Source organism: Mesorhizobium amorphae, assembly GCF_014843845.1.
Lineage (GTDB): Bacteria > Pseudomonadota > Alphaproteobacteria > Rhizobiales > Rhizobiaceae > Mesorhizobium > Mesorhizobium amorphae_A.
The window spans coordinates 311,608-329,285 of sequence record NZ_JHQS01000007.1; the positions used below are offsets into that span (position 1 = coordinate 311,608).

Below are 17,678 nucleotides of genomic sequence, written 5' to 3' on the forward strand. Positions count from 1 at the left end.
TTATGCTATCGCGTAAGCCACCGGATAATTGCCCATGGTTAACGCGAGAGCCGGCTTGCAGGCAGGGCCCTGGAGCACCGCCGATGCGGCGCGCCAGGGGTTTGGAAAGATCAGCCGGCCTTGCGGCCGACGATGCGGTTGGCGGCCGAAACCACGGCTTCCAGCGAGGCGGCGACGATGTTGGTGTTGATGCCGGCGCCGAACAGCTTGCCGGCGGGATATTCCATCTCGACATAGGAAATCGCCGAGGCGTTCGAGCCACGCTGCATGGAATGCTCGGAATAGTCGAGCACCGACATCTCCACGCCGACATGGCGCGACAGCGCGTCGACAAAACCGTCGATCGGACCGGTGCCCGATCCGGTAATGGTCATTTCCTTGCCGTTGTCGAGGATGACGGCCTCGACAACGCGGCGGCCCTTGGTCTCGGTGTCCGGATAGGTGTGGTGGTCGAGGAACGTCAGCCGCGCGCCGGGCTGGTCGACATAGGTTTCGAGGAATTCCTCGTGGATGCGCCTGGCGGCCACTTCCTTGCCTTCGGCGTCGGTGATCGCCTGGATGTGCTGGCTGAACTCGATCTGCAGATTGCGCGGCAAATTGAGTCCGTAGTCGGCCTGCAGCACATAGGCGATGCCACCCTTGCCGGACTGCGAGTTGATGCGGATGATCGCCTCGTAGTTGCGGCCGACATCGGCCGGGTCGATCGGCAGATAGGGCACTTCCCAGTGCGGCGTGTTGGCCTTGCGCAGCGCCTTCATGCCCTTGTTGATGGCGTCCTGGTGCGAGCCGGAAAAGGCGGTGTAGACGAGTTCGCCGACGTAAGGGTGGCGTTCCGGGATCTTCAGCTGGTTCGAGTACTCGTAGACGTCCTTCATCCGGTTGATGTCGGAGCAGTCGAGTTCGGGATCGACGCCTTGCGTGTACATGTTGAGCGCCAGCGTGACGATGTCGACATTGCCGGTGCGCTCGCCATTGCCGAACAGCGTGCCTTCGACACGGTCCGCACCGGCCATCAGGCCGAGTTCGGTGGTGGCGATGCCGGTGCCGCGATCATTGTGCGGATGCAGCGAAATCAACAGGTTCTCGCGGTTGTCGAGGTTGCGGCACATCCATTCGATACGGTCGGCATAGATGTTGGGCGTCGACATCTCGACCGTCGACGGCAGGTTGATGATCAGCTTGTTGTTCGGCGTCGGCTTGACGATCTCGGTGACCGCGTTGCAGATCTCCAGCGCCACTTCGAGTTCGGTGCCGGTGAAGCTTTCCGGCGAATATTCGAAGCGATAGCCGCCGCCCGCATTGGCCGCCATGTCGGTGATCATCTTGGCCGCGTCGGTGGCGATGCGCTTGATGCCGGCGACGTCCTTCTCGAAGACGACGCGGCGCTGCAGTTCGCTGGTCGAGTTGTAGAAGTGCACGATCGGATTGGTGGCGCCCTTCAGCGCCTCGAAGGTGCGGGTGATGAGTTCGGGACGGCACTGCACCAGCACCTGCAGCGAGACATCGGCGGGCACATTGCCGTCCTCGATGCACCAGCGAGCGAAATCGAAATCCGTCTGCGAGGCCGACGGGAAACCGATCTCGATCTCCTTGAAGCCCATGTCCAGCAGCAGGCCGAACATGCGCGCCTTGCGCTCATGGCCCATCGGGTCGATCAGCGCCTGATTGCCGTCACGCAGGTCGACCGAGCACCAGATCGGCGCCTTGTCGATGATTTTCGAGGGCCAGGTGCGGTCGGTGAGGCCGACGGTCGGATAGGGTTGATATTTGCGAGGGGCGTCCGGCATGCCCCGGGCTGACTCTGTCATGCCCCTTACTGCGTTGCCGTCATTTGGACGGATGTCTTCTCGTGCGTTCATCGTCGTATCTCCCGGCGGCTCGCGGGTCCACCTGCAGGCGGATTTGGTGCCGAGCGGCGCCTTTACCAAAGTTTCGTTCGCTTGATGTGACTTGCCAATTTGGCCAAGGAGCGTGCGCGTAAGCGGCGGTTCGACCGCCGGGCGCTCCTTCAGCGAACCCGGCGATCGCCGATAAGGCCGAGAAGAAGCAGGGTCGAAGCAAGCGCGCGCACGGTCTCGCCGGAGAAGCCGGTCGGACGGGAAGCGACGGAAGAGGCGCGCGTGTTCATGGCGGTTCTCATACAGGAGCAGGCTGTGGGAGGCAAGTGGGACCGCCTCCCTGGCAAGATGCGCAAGCTCTTCCCCATAGGGAGCAAATACGCCAAACTCGCCTCGACTTGACAGCGACGCCGGGGGAGGCCGTCCATGAATTTCGTTTTCTTCTCGCCGCATTTTCCGGCCAACGGCGCCGATTTCTGCGACCGGCTGAAGAAGGCCGGCGCCACGGTGCTCGGCATCGGCGATGCGCCCTATGAGGCGCTGAACGGAAAACTGAAGACGGCCCTGTCGGAGTATTACCGCGTCGCCGACATGGAGGACTACGAGCCGGTGTTCCGGGCGATGGGCCATTTCATCCACAAATGGGGCCGCATCGACCGTTTCGAGTCGCTCAACGAACATTGGCTGGAACTCGAGGCCAACATCCGCACCGACTTCAACATCTTCGGCACCAAGCTCGATTTCGTGAAGAATCTGAAGCGCAAGAGCCGCATGCGCGCCTTCTTCCGCAAGAGTGGCGTCGAGACCATTCCGCAGCGCAAATGCTCCGACCGCGCCGGCGCCATGACATTCATCCGCCGCGTCGGCTATCCGGTGGTGGTGAAACCGGATTCCGGCTCCGGCGCCTCGAACACCTTCAAGATCTCCAACTCGAAGGAGCTCGACCAGTTCTTCAGGGACAAGCCCGAAGATGTCAGCTTTGTCATGGAGCAGTTCATCGAAGGGCTGGTGGTGACCTTCGACGGGCTGGTCAACCGCGACGGCGAGGTGGTGCTGGCGGCCAGTCACCGCTACGACCAGAGCGTCATGGAGGTGGTCAACCGCGATCGCCACATGAGCTACACCTGCTTTCCCGAGATCAGCCCGGCGGTAGCGGAGGCGGGCCGAAAAATCCTGAAGGCGTTCGACGTGCGCGAGCGCTTCTTCCACATCGAATTGTTCGAGACCAAGGACAACCGCGTCATCGCGCTCGAGGTCAACATGCGCCCGCCCGGCGCCTGGATGACCGATGCGATCAACTACACGTTCGACATCGACGTCTATGCGGCCTGGGCCGAGATGGTGGTCAAGGACGCCGCCGGCGGGCCTTATGAAGGCAAGTACTTCACCGCCTATGCCAGCCGCAAACGCCACCTCGCCTATTTGCACAGCCATGCGGACGTGCTAGCCGCCCACGGCGACAAGATCGTCCACCATCAGGCCATCGAAGAGGTTTTCAGCCGCGCCATGGGACATTACGCCTATCAGATGCGCTCGAGGGATCCGAAGGCGCTGCGCCAGGCGGTCGACTACATCCACGCGGAAAAGGTGTGAGGCGATGGACGTTTCCTATCACAAGGGTTTCGCCCGCAATCTCGGCCGCGACATGGAATACAAGCGCTACGGCCACGCCGGCCGGCCGGTGGTGGTGTTCCCGACCTCGCAGGGACGGTTTTACCAGTTCGAGGATTCCGGCGGGGTCGGCGCGCTTTCGGAATTCATTGACACCGGCCGCATCCAGCTGTTCACGCTCGACGGCATCGATTCGGAATCCTTCTTCGACAAGCATGCCGACCCGGCCGACCGTATCGGCCGCCACGAAGCCTATTTCCGCTATGTGCGCGAAGAGGCGCTGCCGGAACTGCTGGCGACCGCGGCAAAAGCCAATGGCGGGCGCGAACTGAGGCCGCTGTTTTCAGGCTGTTCGATGGGCGGCTACCACGCGTCGAATTTCGTCTTCCGCTTTCCGGAACTGGCCAGCGGCGTCATCGCGCTGTCGGGCGTCTACTCGACCCGCGATTTCTTCGGCGGCGCGCTCGACGGCAATATCTTCTTCAACTCGCCGCTCGACTATCTGCCTGGGATCGTCGACCAGAAACTGCTTGGTCGGCTGAAGGCGCTCAGGCTGATCTTCTGCTGCGGTCAGGGCGCCTGGGAAGAGCGGATGCTCACCGAGACGCGGGCGCTGGAGCAGGTGCTGCGCGACAAATCCATCCCCGCCTGGGTCGACTATTGGGGCGGCGACGTCAGTCATGACTGGCCGTGGTGGCACAAGCAGCTGGTCTACTTCTTCGGCCGCTGGCTGGATGACGATTTGATGCACCGGCTGGACTGATGGTTGCCAGTTTCCGGTTACTGGTGATCGTCTAGGAACCGCGTTGCATTCTTGAGGTTCAATCGCTCAAGAAAATATGACCTCTTTCATCATGTTTCTATGGAAACGGCGCCGCCGCTGTGGCATGCCGGTGATGGCTGCGCCTTGGGCGGCGTCGCTTCAACCGGTATTCGAAAGGCTGCACCCATGGAGCAACTGAGCGCGCAAACCCGGATCGTCGATGGTGCCATCCGGCCCGTCATGGACAGGCTGCGCGCCGAGCACGGCGAAACCGAGATCGACACCGGCATTGCCGACCAGTGGGAATTCCGCATGCATTACGGCTCGTTGAACGCCACGCTCGACGACGGCAGCGTGCTGATCCGGGTCGCGGCGGAGGACGAGACCTGCCTGTCCTACATGAAGATGACGGTCGCCGGCCATTTTTCGGAACATCTTGGCACGACGAACGGTATTCGCTGGCAAGGCGATGGCAGCGATGCAGGCACGCCGGTCTTTTTTCGCGAGATCAGGGTTGTGTCGGCAACGCGGATTTCTCCGCATATGCAGCGCGTTCGTTTCTCAGGCAGCGATCTCGGCCGGTTTGCGCATGGCGGCCTGCATGTGCGGCTCTTGCTGCCGCCGCGCGGCCGGCAGCCGGTCTGGCCGTCGATGGGCGCCGACGGCCTGCTGGTGTGGCCCTCGGGCGAGGATGCGCTGGTCGTTCGGGTCTACACGATCCGGGCGCTTGATGCCGCCGGCGGCTGGCTCGATGTCGACTTCGTGCTGCATCCCGGCCAGGACACGCCGGCCGCCACCTTCGCCGAGAACGCGCAAGCCGGCGATATTATCGGCATGATCGGACCTGGCGGAGGCGGAACGCCCGATGCGGAGACGCTGCTTCTGGTCGGCGACGATACGGCGCTTCCCGCCATCGGCAGGATCCTCGAGGAGCTTGCGCCCTCGACCCGCGCCGAGGTGCTTATCGAAGTCGATGGCCCCGAGGACCGGATGTCGCTGGCCGAGGGCGAGAACATCGCCGTCACCTGGCTTTACCGGCAAGGCGTTGAGCCCGGCACCGCCGCACTGTTGCCGGCGGCGCTGCGGGCACGTGATCAAGCTGCGTTCCCCGACGGGCTCTATGTCTGGGCGGCGTGCGAATTCGCCGATTTCCGCGAAATCCGCAAGATTGTACGCAAGGAGTGGGGCCTGCCGCGCGGCCGGCATCTGGTCACCGCCTATTGGCGACGGGGCGCCGAGAGCGATGACGAGGGCGAGGAATAGCACCGCGCCGCCGCGCCTGGCGGCAGCGCGGATAGCGCCGCCTCAGAAGCGGTAGCGCAGGCTGGCGAACAGCGAACGGCCTTCGTCGCGGTAGCAATAGCCGGCCGAGCAGATGGTCTTCTGGGTGTCGAACAGGTTCTTGGCGTTGACCTGCAGCTTCACGCCTTCAAGCTTCGTATTGCGGTAGCCGAAATCGTAGGAGAGCGAGGCGTCGACGAAAGCGCGCGCCTCGTTCTTGAAGGTGTTGGTGTCGTCGCCATAGCTAGAGCCGGCGACCCGCACGCCCGTTCCCAGCCCCAACCCCTCCAGCGTGCCGTTCTCGAACTGGTAGTGGCCCCAAAGCGACAGGATATGGTTAGGCGTCGCCGACAGTTCCTTGCCGGCGGTGAATTCGGCGCCGCGCTCGATCTTGACCCGCAGATAGGTGTAGGAGGCGATGAAGCTGAAGCCGTTGTCCAAAGAGGCATTGGCTTCCAGTTCGATGCCGCGCGAGTTGAGGTCGAGCTGGCGCTGCTTGTTGATGCCAGTCGAGGCGTCGAAGACGACGCCGTCCTTCTGGTCGATGTCGAACAGCGCGGCGCTGACGGTCGCGTTGTAATCCGGGATCTCGTATTTGAGGCCAATCTCCTTCTGCGTCGCGATGGTCGGGCGGGCGACCCGGCCGACGGTGCTGGTGACGTCGTCAAAGACGAAGCCGATGTTGGGCGAGAACGAGGTGGAATAGTTGATATAGGGCGTGATGCCCCATTCGGTCTGATAGGACAGGCCGAGCCGGCCGGAGAAGGCGCTGTCCTTCTGCTTGGAGCTGCTGAAGTCGGCAGCGGTCGAGGTGGTGTCGACCCAGTCGTAGCGGCCGCTGGTAAAGAGGATGAAATCGTTCCACTCCATCTGGTCGTGCAGGTAGACGCCGAGCTGGTTCATCTCCTGCCCGCCATAGTGCGGAACCGAGGCCGACTTGATGTCGTCGACCGAGACATAAGAGATCCCGCTGCCGGCATCATAATCCGACCGGGCGTAGTCGATGCCGCCGACCGCGGTATGCCTGACCGGGCCGGTGTCGAACTCGAACTGCGCCATGTTGTCGACGACGAAGTTCTTCATGGTCTCGGTGTAGTGGCCCCAGTAGCGCTGCAGCGGCTGGTCGGCGCCGATCGAATAGTGGCCGCTGTATTCGATGTCGCTGTCTACGGCGTTGTAGCGCAGGTTCTGGCGCACCGTCAGCACATCGTTGAAACGATGCTCGAACTCGTAGCCGATGCGGCCTTGCGTCTGGTCGAAATCGTTCCACGCCGGATCGCCCTCATAGACGTTGGACAGCACGCCATAGGCCGAGTTGTAGAAGGCGGCGGTGCCACCGGTGACGGATTTCGAGTACTCGCCGAGGATGGTGAGCTTGGTGTCCTCATCCGGTTTGAAGGTGACCGCCGGTGCCAGATAGAGCTTGTCGTCGGGATAGCCAGGTAGATCTGTTTCACTCAGGCGGCCGAGGCTGGTGAAGCGGTAGAGGATGCTCCCGTCGGCGTTGACCGGACCGGAAGCGTCGAGGCCGGCTTGGAAACGGTTATGCTCGCCGGCCAGCAATTCGATCTCGTGGAAAGGTTCGTCCTTGGGACGCTTGGTGACGACGTTGACGATGCCGCCCGGGCCGCTGATGCCGTAGAGCGAGGATGCCGGGCCTTTCAGGATGGTGACGCCCTCGATGCCGTAGGGCTCGGTCTTGAACCAGGCAGAGGGGCCGTTGTACTGGCGCAGCCCATCGCGGAACATGCCGTTGTAGAAGGCCTGGAAGCCGCGTAGGAAGAAGGCGTCGTAGCGGGTATCGAAGCCGAAGCTGTTGGGATTGGCGCTGGCCGTGTAGCCAAGCGATTCGTTCAGCGTGCGCGGCTTCTGATCCTCGATCTGCTTTTGCGTGACGACCGAAACGGCCTGCGGGATCTTGGCGATCGGCGTGTCGAGCTTGGTGCCGATGCGATCCTTCTTGGCGACATAGCCGTCCTGGACCAGGATCTCATCGCTCTCTGCGCTGACTTCGATCTTGCCGAGGACGGTGGCGTCCCTACTCTCCTGTGCGCCGGCCGGCAGGGCGTGGCCGAGCAGGGCGGTGCCGGCCAACAACGATAGTCTCCAGTACCATATTGCCGTCCGCGTCCGCATCAACTCGTCTCCACTGTCTCATGTCTGATTGCGATCCCGCGCTCTCAAATATGACTGTGATAGTCAAGTATTTTCTCGTGTTTGCGCAACGACTTGTCCGGACTGTTGTCCGGCAGCAAAAAATCACCCGGTTCTGGTGAATCCGGGGTCAGGTCAAGGGCGGAAAATGCTTATGGTTTCACGCTTCTTGCCACCAGGCGCGCGACGCTCGGTCCGATCAAGAGCACGACGAGGAAGCGGGCCGATTGCAGCGCCATGACGAAGGACATGTCGACGTTCTGCGCCGCGGCGGCGATGATGGCGACGCTGTCCATGCCGCCCGGACTGGTCGCCAGATAGGCGGTCAGCGGATCGATGCCGAGCAGATGGCTGATCAGGAAGGCGAGGCCGCCGCAAAAGGCGATCAGTGCGACGATCGAGCCGATGATCTGCGGCAGGGCGCGCGCCGCGTGGCGCAGGATCGGACGGGTGAAATTCAGCCCGATCGACCAGCCAATCAAGGCATAGCTGACCGCGAGCAGCCATTGCGGCAACTGCATCGGCACACTGAGGCCGAGATGGATGATGGAGCCGAAGATGAAAGTGCCGAGGAAGAAGGGCGAAGGCAGCCGGCATAACTTGCCGAGCAGGCCGCCGACGAGCGCGATGCCGATGGTGGCGGCGAAGGCCTGCGGATCGATCGGCGGAAACCAGACGATGGCCGGGACTTCGATGCCTGATGTGTCGACCCACATCCTGGCGATCAGCGCTGCCGTCATCGAGACGAAGATGACGCGCAGATACTGCATGAAGGCGACGAGGCGCTGGTCGGCCCCAAAGGCGCCTGCCATCAGCACCATGGCAGTAGCGGCCCCCGGTGACGAACCCCAGACTGCCGTGGTGCCGGGCAGGATGCGCCAGCGGCTGATCAGCCAGCCGAGCAGACTCGAAGCCGCGACGGTCGCCACCACGACGCCGAGGAATAGCGGCCACTCCTGGTAGAAGACGGGAAAGATATCGGTGGAGATCGATGCGGCGACGAGGCACCCGACGACCGCCTGTGCCGAACCGAACAGCGGCTTCGGTATGCGCACCGTGGCGCCGTTGGTGCCGGCGAGGATCGCCGCCAGCATCGGGCCGATCAGCAGCGCCGCGGGCAGTGCGGCAATTTCGAGCGCGCCGGCGAACAGGAGCGAGAAAACCAGCAGGACCAGCCATTGCCAGCGCCTGTGCAACTGCGCCATGCGCTCGACGGGGGGCTGATCTGGCGAGGAGTCCATAACCCGCGTCTTAGACCGGACGAGCCAAAATGCGAACCCCTGTCTGTCGCAGAAAATCAGCCGCTGGCCTGAGGCGTCAGCCGGGCTCGGCCTTCGGCAACCCGAAGCCGCCGACCGGCTGGGTTTCGACCTGGAACTCGAAGCCGGCGATGAAAGGGCGCGCCTTGGCGATCGCCGCCTGGACTTCGGGCAGTTGCAGCGACGCCTTGTGGCTTGCCTGATCGGTCCACACTTCGGTGACCCAGATTGCGTCGGCGTCGACCGGGTCGATGGCGATGACGTAGCTCAGGCAGCCGGGCAGGGCGCCTGTGGTCTCACGCAGCACGTCCATGACCGCGTCGCGCTTGCCGCGCGCCGCCCGCATCTTGCCGATCAGTCCGTACATTCCCTTGTCTCCCTTCAGGGTTGCGCGAACGGAGTATGCAGGTCTCGGCTCACGGCATCAACTGGCCGCCATTCACCTCGATCACCTGGCCGGTGATGTAGCCGCTCAAAAGGTCGGAGGAGAGGAACAGATAGGCGCCGACGCAATCCTCGGCGGTGCCGGCGCGGCCTTGCGGAATGGTGGCGACCATGCCCTTCATCTGCTCTTCGGTCGAATAGCGTTCATGGAAAGGTGTACGAATAGTGCCCGGCGCCACGGCGTTGACGCGGACGCCGAAGCCGATCAGTTCCTTGGCCATGCCGCGCGTCACATTGGAGACGAAGGCCTTGGCCGAGCCGTAGAGACCGGCGCCGCCGCCGGCGCCGTTGCGGGCGGCGATCGAGGAGGTGTTGACGATGAAACCGCCCTGGCGCTTCAGCCAGGGCATTGCCTTGCGCGAGGCGGTGAGCACGGAACGCGCGTTGAGATCCATCACCGCGTCGTAATGCGCTTCGGTCTGTTCGGCATAAGGCACGCGGCCGAGCATGCCGCCGGCATTGTTGACCAGGCCATCGAGCCGGCCGAATTTTTCCGCGCTCTCCTCGACGACGCGCTCGACATCGGCCGGCACGGAGAAATCGCCCTGCGTGAGGAAGACCTCGCCGCCGCCATCGCGAATGGTCCCGGTCAGTTTCTCGGCCGCATCGCGGCTTGAATTGTAGTGCAGCGCAACGCGGCATTTCTGCGCGGCATAGGCCAGCGCCAGCGCTGCGCCGATGCCGGTCGAGGCGCCGGTGACCAGCACCGCCTTGCCGGCGAGATCTGGGATGACAAGGGTGGGGGCGGTCATGGGCACTTTCCTCCGGGATGTACGGCTCTCCCTTCGTAGGCTCTCACCACCCTCACGTTCAAGTCCGTGGCGGCTCAGGGCCTGAGATAGGCATAGCCTTGCCGCTGCAGTTCGGCGAGCTTGACGACGCCACCCTCGTCGACGGCATGGAAGCCGTCGAGCAGGTCGGCGAGCGTGATCTCCATGCCTTGCATGGTGTTGCCGCAGGCATGTGGACTGAGGCCCTGCTGGACAAGGCCGGCGAAGCGGCCGGAAATCGCCGCCGATATGCCTTTCGACTTGAAGGCGGCAAGGGCCGGACCGTGCACGACCAGCGCAATGTCGACATTGCCGCCGGTGCCTTCATAGTGGTTCTTGATGTTGCCGAGCACGAAATTGACCTTGTCGACGTCGCTCAGATGATAGGCGACCTTCAGCCTTTCCTCGGCGGCCGCGGCCTTGACCTGGCGCAGCCCGAAAAGGCCGGCGGCCCCGGCAAGACCGGCGCGGAACATATCGCGGCGTCGCATCGCGTCCTCCTCATCCGCCAGTTTGCATGGCCCCGGCTTCGCTCCTAGACTAGCATAAATCGCGGGCACGTCCTGTCGGTGCGAGGAGGGATCACATGACGTCGAGGACCATGGTCGGCGCTGGACATGGTGCCGTCTTGCTTGCGGCGCTTGCCGGCGCGGCTTTTGCCGACGACACACCCAAACTCACCGAACTCAGTCCGAACGGTGCCGATGCCTGTTTCGGGCGCGTCTACGATGCAGCCCATCTCAAGGCGCATCCGAAGCAGAAGGTGGCGCGGATCTTCTTCTACTATGGCCACGACCCGGTCAGCCGGCCGAACGAGGAGCCGAGTGTAGGGGCCGACAGCTCTTACAACTCTTTCATCGCCACCACCGTGCGCGGCGCCAAGGCGCCGGAATGGGCCGGCGGCTGGTGCAATCACGAGTCCGAGGATGGCAAGAGCGGGCCGATCCATTGCGGCATGGACTGCGACCGCACCCTGGCCTCACTGAAGGTCGATGAAAAAGGCCGGCTGATCGTCACGGACGTGCAGCCCGACCTTTATCTCGATGCAGGGGCGGAAGACGAGCTTGGCAAGGCTGAATATGACAGACAGGCGCTTGGCAAGGAGGATGACAATTTCCGGCTCGACCCGATGCCTGCGGCGACCTGCAAGGCGGAATTCGCGCGCATCGATCCGATCAATCCGGCACTCGGTCCGCCGCTGCGCGAGCGGCTGAAGCCGGAACAGCCTTTCTGCTATGGGCGCGACTATAACGCCGCGCATCTCGGCTCGCACCCGGACCAGGTAACGCAATCGATTCGCGTCTTCCGCGGATCGGTGGAACTGGCGTCGTTTGCTGCCGGCGGCGACGCGGCCAACTGGCCCGATGGCGCCGATATCGCCATTTCCGTCACGACGCGGCAGAAGTCGGGCAAGGTCACGCAGACCTATTCCTGCCAGGGAGAGGCCGACCAGTGGCGCTGTGCGGCGAGCGCGAAGATGAGCGACTTTTCCTGCGACATCACCCAGAAGGAGATCTTCCTGCGCCGCGGCGTGAACGGCACGATGATGCTGGCCAATCCGAACAGCAGCCTGCCGATCATCGACCTCTGCTCGAAGGCTGCCGAGGGCAAGACCACGTCTGACGACAAGGTCTATCGGCTGAATTCCATGCCGCAATCGGCCTGCGCGCCGTAATTTAGAAGGGAACTAGGCGAAAGGCACCGCCGTGGTGCCCTTCGGCAGTTTTGCCTCATCATCCGGTTCGACGTGGATAGTGACGCGAACCGAGGGGATTTCCGCCTTCAGCGCGTCCTCGATGCGGTCGCAGATGACGTGGCTGTCGCCCACCGTCATGTCGGCATCGACGACCATATGGAACTCGATGAAGGTGGCGCGGCCGGCGATGCGCGTCTTGAGGTCGTGGACTTCCAGCGCGCCCTTCGAATTGGCCGAGATGATGTCGCGGATGCGCATGTGCTCCTGCGTGTCCACGGCACGGTCCATGAGGCCGCTCAGCGATTCTCCGGTGAGCTTCCAGCCCTGGTAGAGAATGTTCAGCGCCACGAGCAGCGCAAGCAGCGGGTCGAGAATATGCCAGCCGGTCATCACCGCGCCGACAAGGCCAACGATGACACCAACGGACGTCAAGACGTCGGTCATGATGTGCTGGCCGTCGGCGATCAGTGCCGGCGATCGTTCGGCGCGTCCGTTGCGGATCAGCACCAAGGCCCATACCGCGTTGACGACAGCCGCGCCGGCATTGATCATCAAACCCTGCCAGGGCTGCTCGAGCACTGGTGGGTTCTGCAGCGACTGCCACACTTTGGCGATGATCAGAATCGCCGCCACGACGATCAGCACGCCCTCGAGGACCGCGGAAAAGTACTCAGCCTTGTGGTGACCGAACGGATGGTCGCTGTCGGCTGGTTTGTGGCTGATGCGGATCGCCCACAGCGCTGCGGCCGCGGTGATGACGTTGACGATGGATTCCAGGGCGTCGGAATAGAGGGCGACAGAGCCGGTGATGCGCCAGGCCACAAACTTCAGCCCCATCACCAGGAAGGCGATGACGATCGACCAGAAGGCGAGGCTGGCAATCCTGCGCTTGGCAGCGGCTTTTGCCGCGACCGTCGTCATGTCTTCCGTTGCGGCCATCGTTGCTAGGCAGCCTTTTCCTTGGCCTTGCGCGGCAAATGCGCAACGATGTTCTCGATGATGCGCATGCCGGCATTGTGGCCGAGCGTCATGATCGACTCCGGGTGGAACTGCACGGCGGCGATCGGCTCCTTGCGGTGCTCGAAGGCCATGATGACGCCGTCCTCGGTCTCGGCGGTGACGATGAAATCGTCGGGCAGCCGCACCGGATCGGCGAAGATCGAGTGGTAGCGGCCGACGGTCACTTCCTTGGGCAGGCCGGAGAAGATGATGCCAGGCTTCGAGACGCGGATGCGCGACGGCTTGCCGTGCATCGGGATGTGCAACTGCCGCAGTTCGCCGCCATAGGCCTCGGCCAGCGCCTGCAGGCCGAGGCAGACGCCGAAGATCGGCAACTCGCGGGCTCGCGCCTTCTTGATGGTGGCGGCGCAATCAAAATCCTTCGGTGTGCCGGGGCCGGGCGAGAGCACGACAAGGTCGGGCTTCAGCCGCTCGAAGACCTCCTCCGGCACCGGGGTGCGCACGGTGGAGACATTGGCGCCGGTCTGGCGGAAGTAATTGGCCAACGTATGGACGAAGGAGTCCTCGTGGTCGACCAGCAGAATGTTGACGCCGTCGCCGACGCGCGCGGTGGTGCGTTCGGCACCGGCTGCGTTGCCGGTCTTGGCGTCGCGAATGGCGGAGAGCATGGCGGATGCCTTCAATTCGGTTTCGGCTTCTTCTTCCTCGGGAATGCTGTCGAAGAGCAGCGTGGCGCCGGCGCGCACCTCGGCAATGCCGTCCTTGATGCGGATGGTACGCAGCGTCAGGCCGGTGTTCATGTCGCCGTTGAAATTGACCATGCCGATCGCGCCGCCATACCAGGCGCGCGGGCTCTTCTCGTTCTGCTCGATGAAGCGCATGGCCCACAATTTCGGTGCGCCGGTGACGGTGACCGCCCAGGCATGCGAGAGGAAGGCGTCGAAGGCATCCATGCCTTCACGCAGCCGGCCTTCGATATGATCCACCGTGTGGATCAGGCGCGAATACATCTCGATCTGGCGACGGCCGATGACGCGCACCGAGCCCGGCTCGCAGACGCGCGACTTGTCGTTGCGGTCGACGTCCGAGCACATGGTGAGCTCGGATTCATCTTTCTTGGAATTGAGCAGCTTCAGGATCTGCTCCGAGTCGGAAATGGCATCGTCGCCGCGCTTGATGGTGCCGGAGATCGGGCAGGTCTCGACGCGGCGGCCATTGACGCGCACGAACATTTCGGGCGAGGCGCCGATCAGGTATTCGCCTTCGCCGAGATTGATGAAGAAGGAATAGGGCGAGGGGTTGATCGACTTCAGCTTGCGCGAAATGTCGGAGGGCGGCGTCTCGCAGCGCTCATAAAACATCTGGCCGGGCACGACCTCGAACAGGTCGCCGCGCTTGAAGCTCTCCATCGCCCGGCGCACCAGGTTCGCATATTCGCCCGGCTCATGGTCGCCGCGCGGCGGGATACGGTCTGCGCTCTTGAACGGCTCGACGGCGGCGTCGCGCGACAGTCCTTCGGTCGAGAACCCGTCGCCGGAATAATCGTAGCGGTCCGTCCAGGCCTTGGTCGAATAGTGGTCGACGACCAGAATCTCGTCGGGCAGGAACAGCACGAGATCGCGCTGGCTTTGCTTGCGCTCGAGCTTGTAGTCGACCGGATCGAACTGGAAGGCGAGGTCGTAGCCGAAGGCGCCGTAAAGGCCGAGATTGGCATCTTCCTCGGTCTTGAACAGAGCGGTGATAGCGCGCAGGACCGTAAACACCGAAGGAACGCGGCTGCGCTCCTCTTCGGTGAAGACACGGCCGGGCGTGGCCACGTCGAGGCGGATGAGCTTTTTCGATGCCTCGGCGATGGTGATCTCGGCAAGGTCGGCCAGTGCCTTGCCGATCACCGGCAGCAGCACCTCGCCGCGGCTGTTCAGCGCCTCGATGCGGACAGTGCGGCCACGCGCCGAGATGACCAGCGGCGGATCGATGATGGCGGTGTCCCAGCGCGTATAGCGGCCCGGATATTCGTAATTCGAGGAAAACACCGCACCGCGCCGCGAATTCAGCCCGTCGACATAGGCGTCGATAGCGCCTTCATAAGGCTGCTCGTGGCGCTCGCGGGTGATGGTCACGCCACCGGCGGTGACGAAGCGCTCCGCCCCGGTTTCCAGAATGATCGTCGTCATTGCCGTCTCCATCTTGGGCAACGGACCCGGGAATGGCTTGAAAAAACAAATGGCCGCCCGGACATTCCGTTGCGGCCACCCTCTCTATTCACGCGCACGCGTTCGAACAGGCCGCTGTCAGCGAGCCCACCACCAAATGGTCTTGTTCGAGCGCATGTTCATGGCAGATTCCCATAGCGGCGATTGAACGGCCGCGCAACTGGATTCAATGAAGGTGGTAAAACCGGAACCCTCAGTCCTCTAGCGTTCCCGACCTTGCATCGGCGCTCTTCCTGTCGCCGACCAGCTTTAGAAGATCCTCGCCGGCGCGGATGATGCGCCGCGAACGCCGGGTCAGGATGAAACCGGCCTGCGGCGCGAACACCTCGGTGCGGCCATCGGCTTCGCCCGGCGCGTGGACGATTGTTGCCAGACGTTCGCCCTTGGCGACGCGATCGCCGGGCTTGACGTCATAGAGGATTGCGCCAGCCCGGGGCGCCGGCATCATGTCGATGTTTTCCAGCGGTGCGACAGTACCGGTGAACGCGCCGGGTGCGGGCAGGGCCGGATCGGCAATCACGCCACGCGCCACGAACAGCCGGTAGAGACCTTCGGCATCGGAGCTGGCGAAAGCGCCATCGACATCGAGTATGCCGCGATATTCGACCGTTGTGGCGACGCGCCGGTCGAAGCGTGCGACATCGGCGGGAACGTTCTGGTAGGGCATGATCGAAGCCCCCTCGAACGTGCCGTCGCTATCCTCGCTCCACAGCACCACCGCATCGACACCCATCGCCGCCGCGCAATCGGCCATCGCCGGCCACAGGCTGGTGTGGATGTAGAGATAGGCAAGGCCTTCGTCGTCGCAATGCAGGTCGAGCACGATGTCGTGGCCGAGCGAGAGTTGCAGCAGCCGCGTCTTCAACTGCTGGTCGGGCGTGCCATGCGTTGGCAAGAGCGCGGTGTCGGGCGCCGCCAGCAGCGGAAAGCCACGGTTGAAGTTGGTGCGCGTGCCCAGATGGAAGCGCCCCTGGTGCTCGCCGAAATGATATTGCGCGCGGCCGATCGGGTTGGCCCAGGGCACGACGGTGATCGCGCCCTTGAGGCGGCCTTCCGCCTCGGCCTTGGTCAGCATCGGCATCAGCGCGTCGATGGCGACGACGCCCGGCAATTCGCCGGCATGAAGCGCTGCCTGCAGATAGGCTGAAGGCGCCGCCTGATCCGTTCCCTCGAAGCGGAAGACCGGGAATTCGTAGGAAATGCCGTCGGTGTCGCCAGCGATGCGTTCGATCGATTTCTGCATGGGAGGCCTCCAGGAAAGAGGCGGAACACATGCACTTTTGCGACTGGGCTGTCGATTGGTCCAGCTTGCGCCGCTATGGGCGCAATGAGGCTATTCGGCGGGAGCCTGAAGGGCGACGGTCGGTGCCCGACGGTCGAGTGCCTGCGACATCACGGCAACGGCGACCGCCAGCAAGGCCAGCGCCGCGCCGACCAATGGCAGGTTTGCATAGGACACGCCGAGCGAAAGCGCCAGGCCGCCGATCCAGGCGCCGCTGGCGTTGCCGACATTGAAGGCGCCCTGATTGAGCGTCGCGGCGAGGTTCGGCCCCTCGGAGGCCGCCTCGACGACGCGGATCTGCAGCGGCGGCACGACGATGAAGACGAGCAGGCCCCAGACAAAGACGATGCCGATGGCCACGCTTCCAATGGCACCGTAACGGGCAAAGCCGACGAACAAAGCGGCCAGCAGCAACAGGGTGCCGATCACGGTCGGCATCAGCTTCCAGTCGGCCAGCCTGCCGCCGACGATGTTGCCGATGGTCATGCCGCCGCCAAACAGCAGCAGCACCCAGGTCACCGTCGAGGTCGACAGGCCGGACACTTCGATGAGGTAGGGTTTGATATAGGTGAAGACGGCAAACAGGCTGGCCGAGGCCAGGGATGCGATCAGCATCGAGAGCCAGACCTGCAGCTTGCCGAGCACGCGCACCTCGCCGAGCAGGCCGCCGCCGCTCGGCTGGCTCACCTCGGCGGGCACCAGCCAGGCAATCGCCGCGACGGAGATGAGGCCGATGCCGACAACAGCGAGGAAAGTGGCACGCCAGCCGAAAGCCTCGCCAAGCGCCGTGCCGGCTGGAACGCCGAGGATGTTGGAGAGTGTCAATCCGGCGAACATCAGTGCAATCGCACTTGCCCGCTTGTTGCGCGGCACCAGGCTGGCGGCAACGACCGAACCGATGCCGAAGAAGGCGCCGTGGCCGAAGGCGGTGAAGACGCGCGCCGCCATCAGCAGCCAGTAGTTGGGCGCGACGGCGCAGAACAGATTGCCGATGACGAACAGCGCTGCCAGCCCGACCAGCACCGGCTTGCGCGGCAAATGCGCCGTCGCCATCGCAACGACAGGCGCGCCGAAGACGACGCCAAGCGCGTAGCCGGTGACCAGAAGGCCGGCGGAGGGGATCGAGACGCCGAGGTCGGCGGCGACCTCGGGCAGCAGGCCCATGATGACGAATTCGGTGGTGCCGATGCAGAAGGACGCAATGGCAAGCGCGAGGATCGGCAGGGGCATGGGGTGTCCGGACTGAATCGGTTCAAAAACCGAGACTGTCGGCAGACAAGCCCGGCGCGCAAGCAACATTGTTGCAATGCAGCATTGCAGAAAACGGAGGGCAGCCGCGACCCCTAGGCTGAATCGACATTCATCGCATCCATAACATGGCGCAGGCGAGTTGGATGAAGCTGAGGA

14 protein-coding genes are annotated in these 17,678 nt (G+C 63.6%); 4 read left to right on the forward strand and 10 right to left on the reverse strand.

From position 1 onward, the window contains the following. Positions 1-110: 110 nt before the first annotated feature. Positions 111-1,859: a 2-isopropylmalate synthase gene (leuA, locus tag DH08_RS04035; RefSeq protein ID WP_246800670.1), complete on the reverse strand. Its 1,749-nt coding sequence runs from the start codon at positions 1,857-1,859 to the stop codon at positions 111-113. 405 nt (positions 1,860-2,264) lie between these two features. Between leuA and DH08_RS04040 the strand changes: the two genes are divergently transcribed. The 3 genes from DH08_RS04040 (at position 2,265) to DH08_RS04050 (ending at position 5,475) form a co-directional block, all read left to right on the forward strand. After that, complete coding sequence (locus DH08_RS04040) at positions 2,265-3,431, forward strand: ATP-grasp domain-containing protein (RefSeq protein WP_192178002.1); 1,167 nt, start codon at positions 2,265-2,267, stop codon at positions 3,429-3,431. Between the two features lie 4 nt (positions 3,432-3,435). Next, complete coding sequence (locus DH08_RS04045; protein WP_192178003.1) at positions 3,436-4,212, forward strand: esterase family protein; 777 nt, start codon at positions 3,436-3,438, stop codon at positions 4,210-4,212. Between the two features lie 186 nt (positions 4,213-4,398). Beyond that, positions 4,399-5,475, forward strand: coding sequence for a siderophore-interacting protein (locus DH08_RS04050; protein ID WP_192178004.1), 1,077 nt, complete (start codon positions 4,399-4,401; stop codon positions 5,473-5,475). Positions 5,476-5,517: 42 nt separating this feature from the next. On the opposite strand, the gene DH08_RS04055 is transcribed toward DH08_RS04050, so the two are convergent. From DH08_RS04055 to DH08_RS04075, 5 genes are all read right to left on the reverse strand, one after another. Beyond that, a complete protein-coding gene (locus DH08_RS04055; RefSeq protein ID WP_246800671.1) occupies positions 5,518-7,587 on the reverse strand; it encodes a TonB-dependent siderophore receptor in 2,070 nt (689 codons plus the stop codon). A gap of 212 nt (positions 7,588-7,799) precedes the next feature. Next, positions 7,800-8,888 (reverse strand): AbrB family transcriptional regulator, encoded by a 1,089-nt coding sequence (locus DH08_RS04060; RefSeq protein WP_192178006.1) that lies wholly within the window; start codon positions 8,886-8,888, stop codon positions 7,800-7,802. A gap of 76 nt (positions 8,889-8,964) precedes the next feature. Beyond that, entirely contained in the window at positions 8,965-9,273 is a 309-nt protein-coding gene (locus tag DH08_RS04065; RefSeq protein WP_192178007.1) for a putative quinol monooxygenase, read from the reverse strand. A 49-nt stretch (positions 9,274-9,322) separates the two neighbouring features. Next, positions 9,323-10,102, reverse strand: a complete 780-nt coding sequence (locus DH08_RS04070) for an SDR family NAD(P)-dependent oxidoreductase (RefSeq protein WP_192178008.1) — start codon at positions 10,100-10,102, stop codon at positions 9,323-9,325. A gap of 74 nt (positions 10,103-10,176) precedes the next feature. Then, a complete protein-coding gene (locus DH08_RS04075; protein ID WP_192178009.1) occupies positions 10,177-10,611 on the reverse strand; it encodes a DsrE family protein in 435 nt (144 codons plus the stop codon). Positions 10,612-10,706: 95 nt separating this feature from the next. On the opposite strand from DH08_RS04075, the gene DH08_RS04080 reads away from it, so the two are divergent. After that, positions 10,707-11,795 (forward strand): hypothetical protein, encoded by a 1,089-nt coding sequence (locus DH08_RS04080; protein WP_192178010.1) that lies wholly within the window; start codon positions 10,707-10,709, stop codon positions 11,793-11,795. Between the two features lie 12 nt (positions 11,796-11,807). Here DH08_RS04080 and DH08_RS04085 read toward each other — a convergent pair whose 3' ends face one another. The 4 genes from DH08_RS04085 to DH08_RS04100 all read right to left on the reverse strand — a co-directional run bounded on the left by DH08_RS04085 (position 11,808) and on the right by DH08_RS04100 (position 17,501). Next, positions 11,808-12,737, reverse strand: coding sequence for a cation diffusion facilitator family transporter (locus DH08_RS04085; RefSeq protein WP_192178027.1), 930 nt, complete (start codon positions 12,735-12,737; stop codon positions 11,808-11,810). Between the two features lie 23 nt (positions 12,738-12,760). Further along, complete coding sequence (locus DH08_RS04090; RefSeq protein ID WP_192178011.1) at positions 12,761-14,950, reverse strand: anthranilate synthase; 2,190 nt, start codon at positions 14,948-14,950, stop codon at positions 12,761-12,763. A gap of 232 nt (positions 14,951-15,182) precedes the next feature. Beyond that, positions 15,183-16,232, reverse strand: coding sequence for a M14 family metallopeptidase (locus tag DH08_RS04095; protein ID WP_192178012.1), 1,050 nt, complete (start codon positions 16,230-16,232; stop codon positions 15,183-15,185). Between the two features lie 90 nt (positions 16,233-16,322). Then, positions 16,323-17,501, reverse strand: a complete 1,179-nt coding sequence (locus DH08_RS04100) for an MFS transporter (protein WP_192178013.1) — start codon at positions 17,499-17,501, stop codon at positions 16,323-16,325. Positions 17,502-17,678 lie beyond the last annotated feature (177 nt).

Coding starts and splice junctions, on each gene's coding strand:
- DH08_RS04080 (WP_192178010.1), top strand. CDS start 10,707: ATGACGTCGAGGACCATGGTCGGCGCTGGACATGGTGCCGTCTTGCTT.
- DH08_RS04045 (WP_192178003.1), top strand. CDS start 3,436: ATGGACGTTTCCTATCACAAGGGTTTCGCCCGCAATCTCGGCCGCGAC.
- DH08_RS04090 (WP_192178011.1), bottom strand. CDS start 14,950: ATGACGACGATCATTCTGGAAACCGGGGCGGAGCGCTTCGTCACCGCC.
- DH08_RS04100 (WP_192178013.1), bottom strand. CDS start 17,501: ATGCCCCTGCCGATCCTCGCGCTTGCCATTGCGTCCTTCTGCATCGGC.
- leuA (WP_246800670.1), bottom strand. CDS start 1,859: ATGAACGCACGAGAAGACATCCGTCCAAATGACGGCAACGCAGTAAGG.
- DH08_RS04065 (WP_192178007.1), bottom strand. CDS start 9,273: ATGTACGGACTGATCGGCAAGATGCGGGCGGCGCGCGGCAAGCGCGAC.
- DH08_RS04095 (WP_192178012.1), bottom strand. CDS start 16,232: ATGCAGAAATCGATCGAACGCATCGCTGGCGACACCGACGGCATTTCC.
- DH08_RS04040 (WP_192178002.1), top strand. CDS start 2,265: ATGAATTTCGTTTTCTTCTCGCCGCATTTTCCGGCCAACGGCGCCGAT.
- DH08_RS04070 (WP_192178008.1), bottom strand. CDS start 10,102: ATGACCGCCCCCACCCTTGTCATCCCAGATCTCGCCGGCAAGGCGGTG.
- DH08_RS04085 (WP_192178027.1), bottom strand. CDS start 12,737: ATGACGACGGTCGCGGCAAAAGCCGCTGCCAAGCGCAGGATTGCCAGC.
- DH08_RS04050 (WP_192178004.1), top strand. CDS start 4,399: ATGGAGCAACTGAGCGCGCAAACCCGGATCGTCGATGGTGCCATCCGG.
- DH08_RS04060 (WP_192178006.1), bottom strand. CDS start 8,888: ATGGACTCCTCGCCAGATCAGCCCCCCGTCGAGCGCATGGCGCAGTTG.
- DH08_RS04075 (WP_192178009.1), bottom strand. CDS start 10,611: ATGCGACGCCGCGATATGTTCCGCGCCGGTCTTGCCGGGGCCGCCGGC.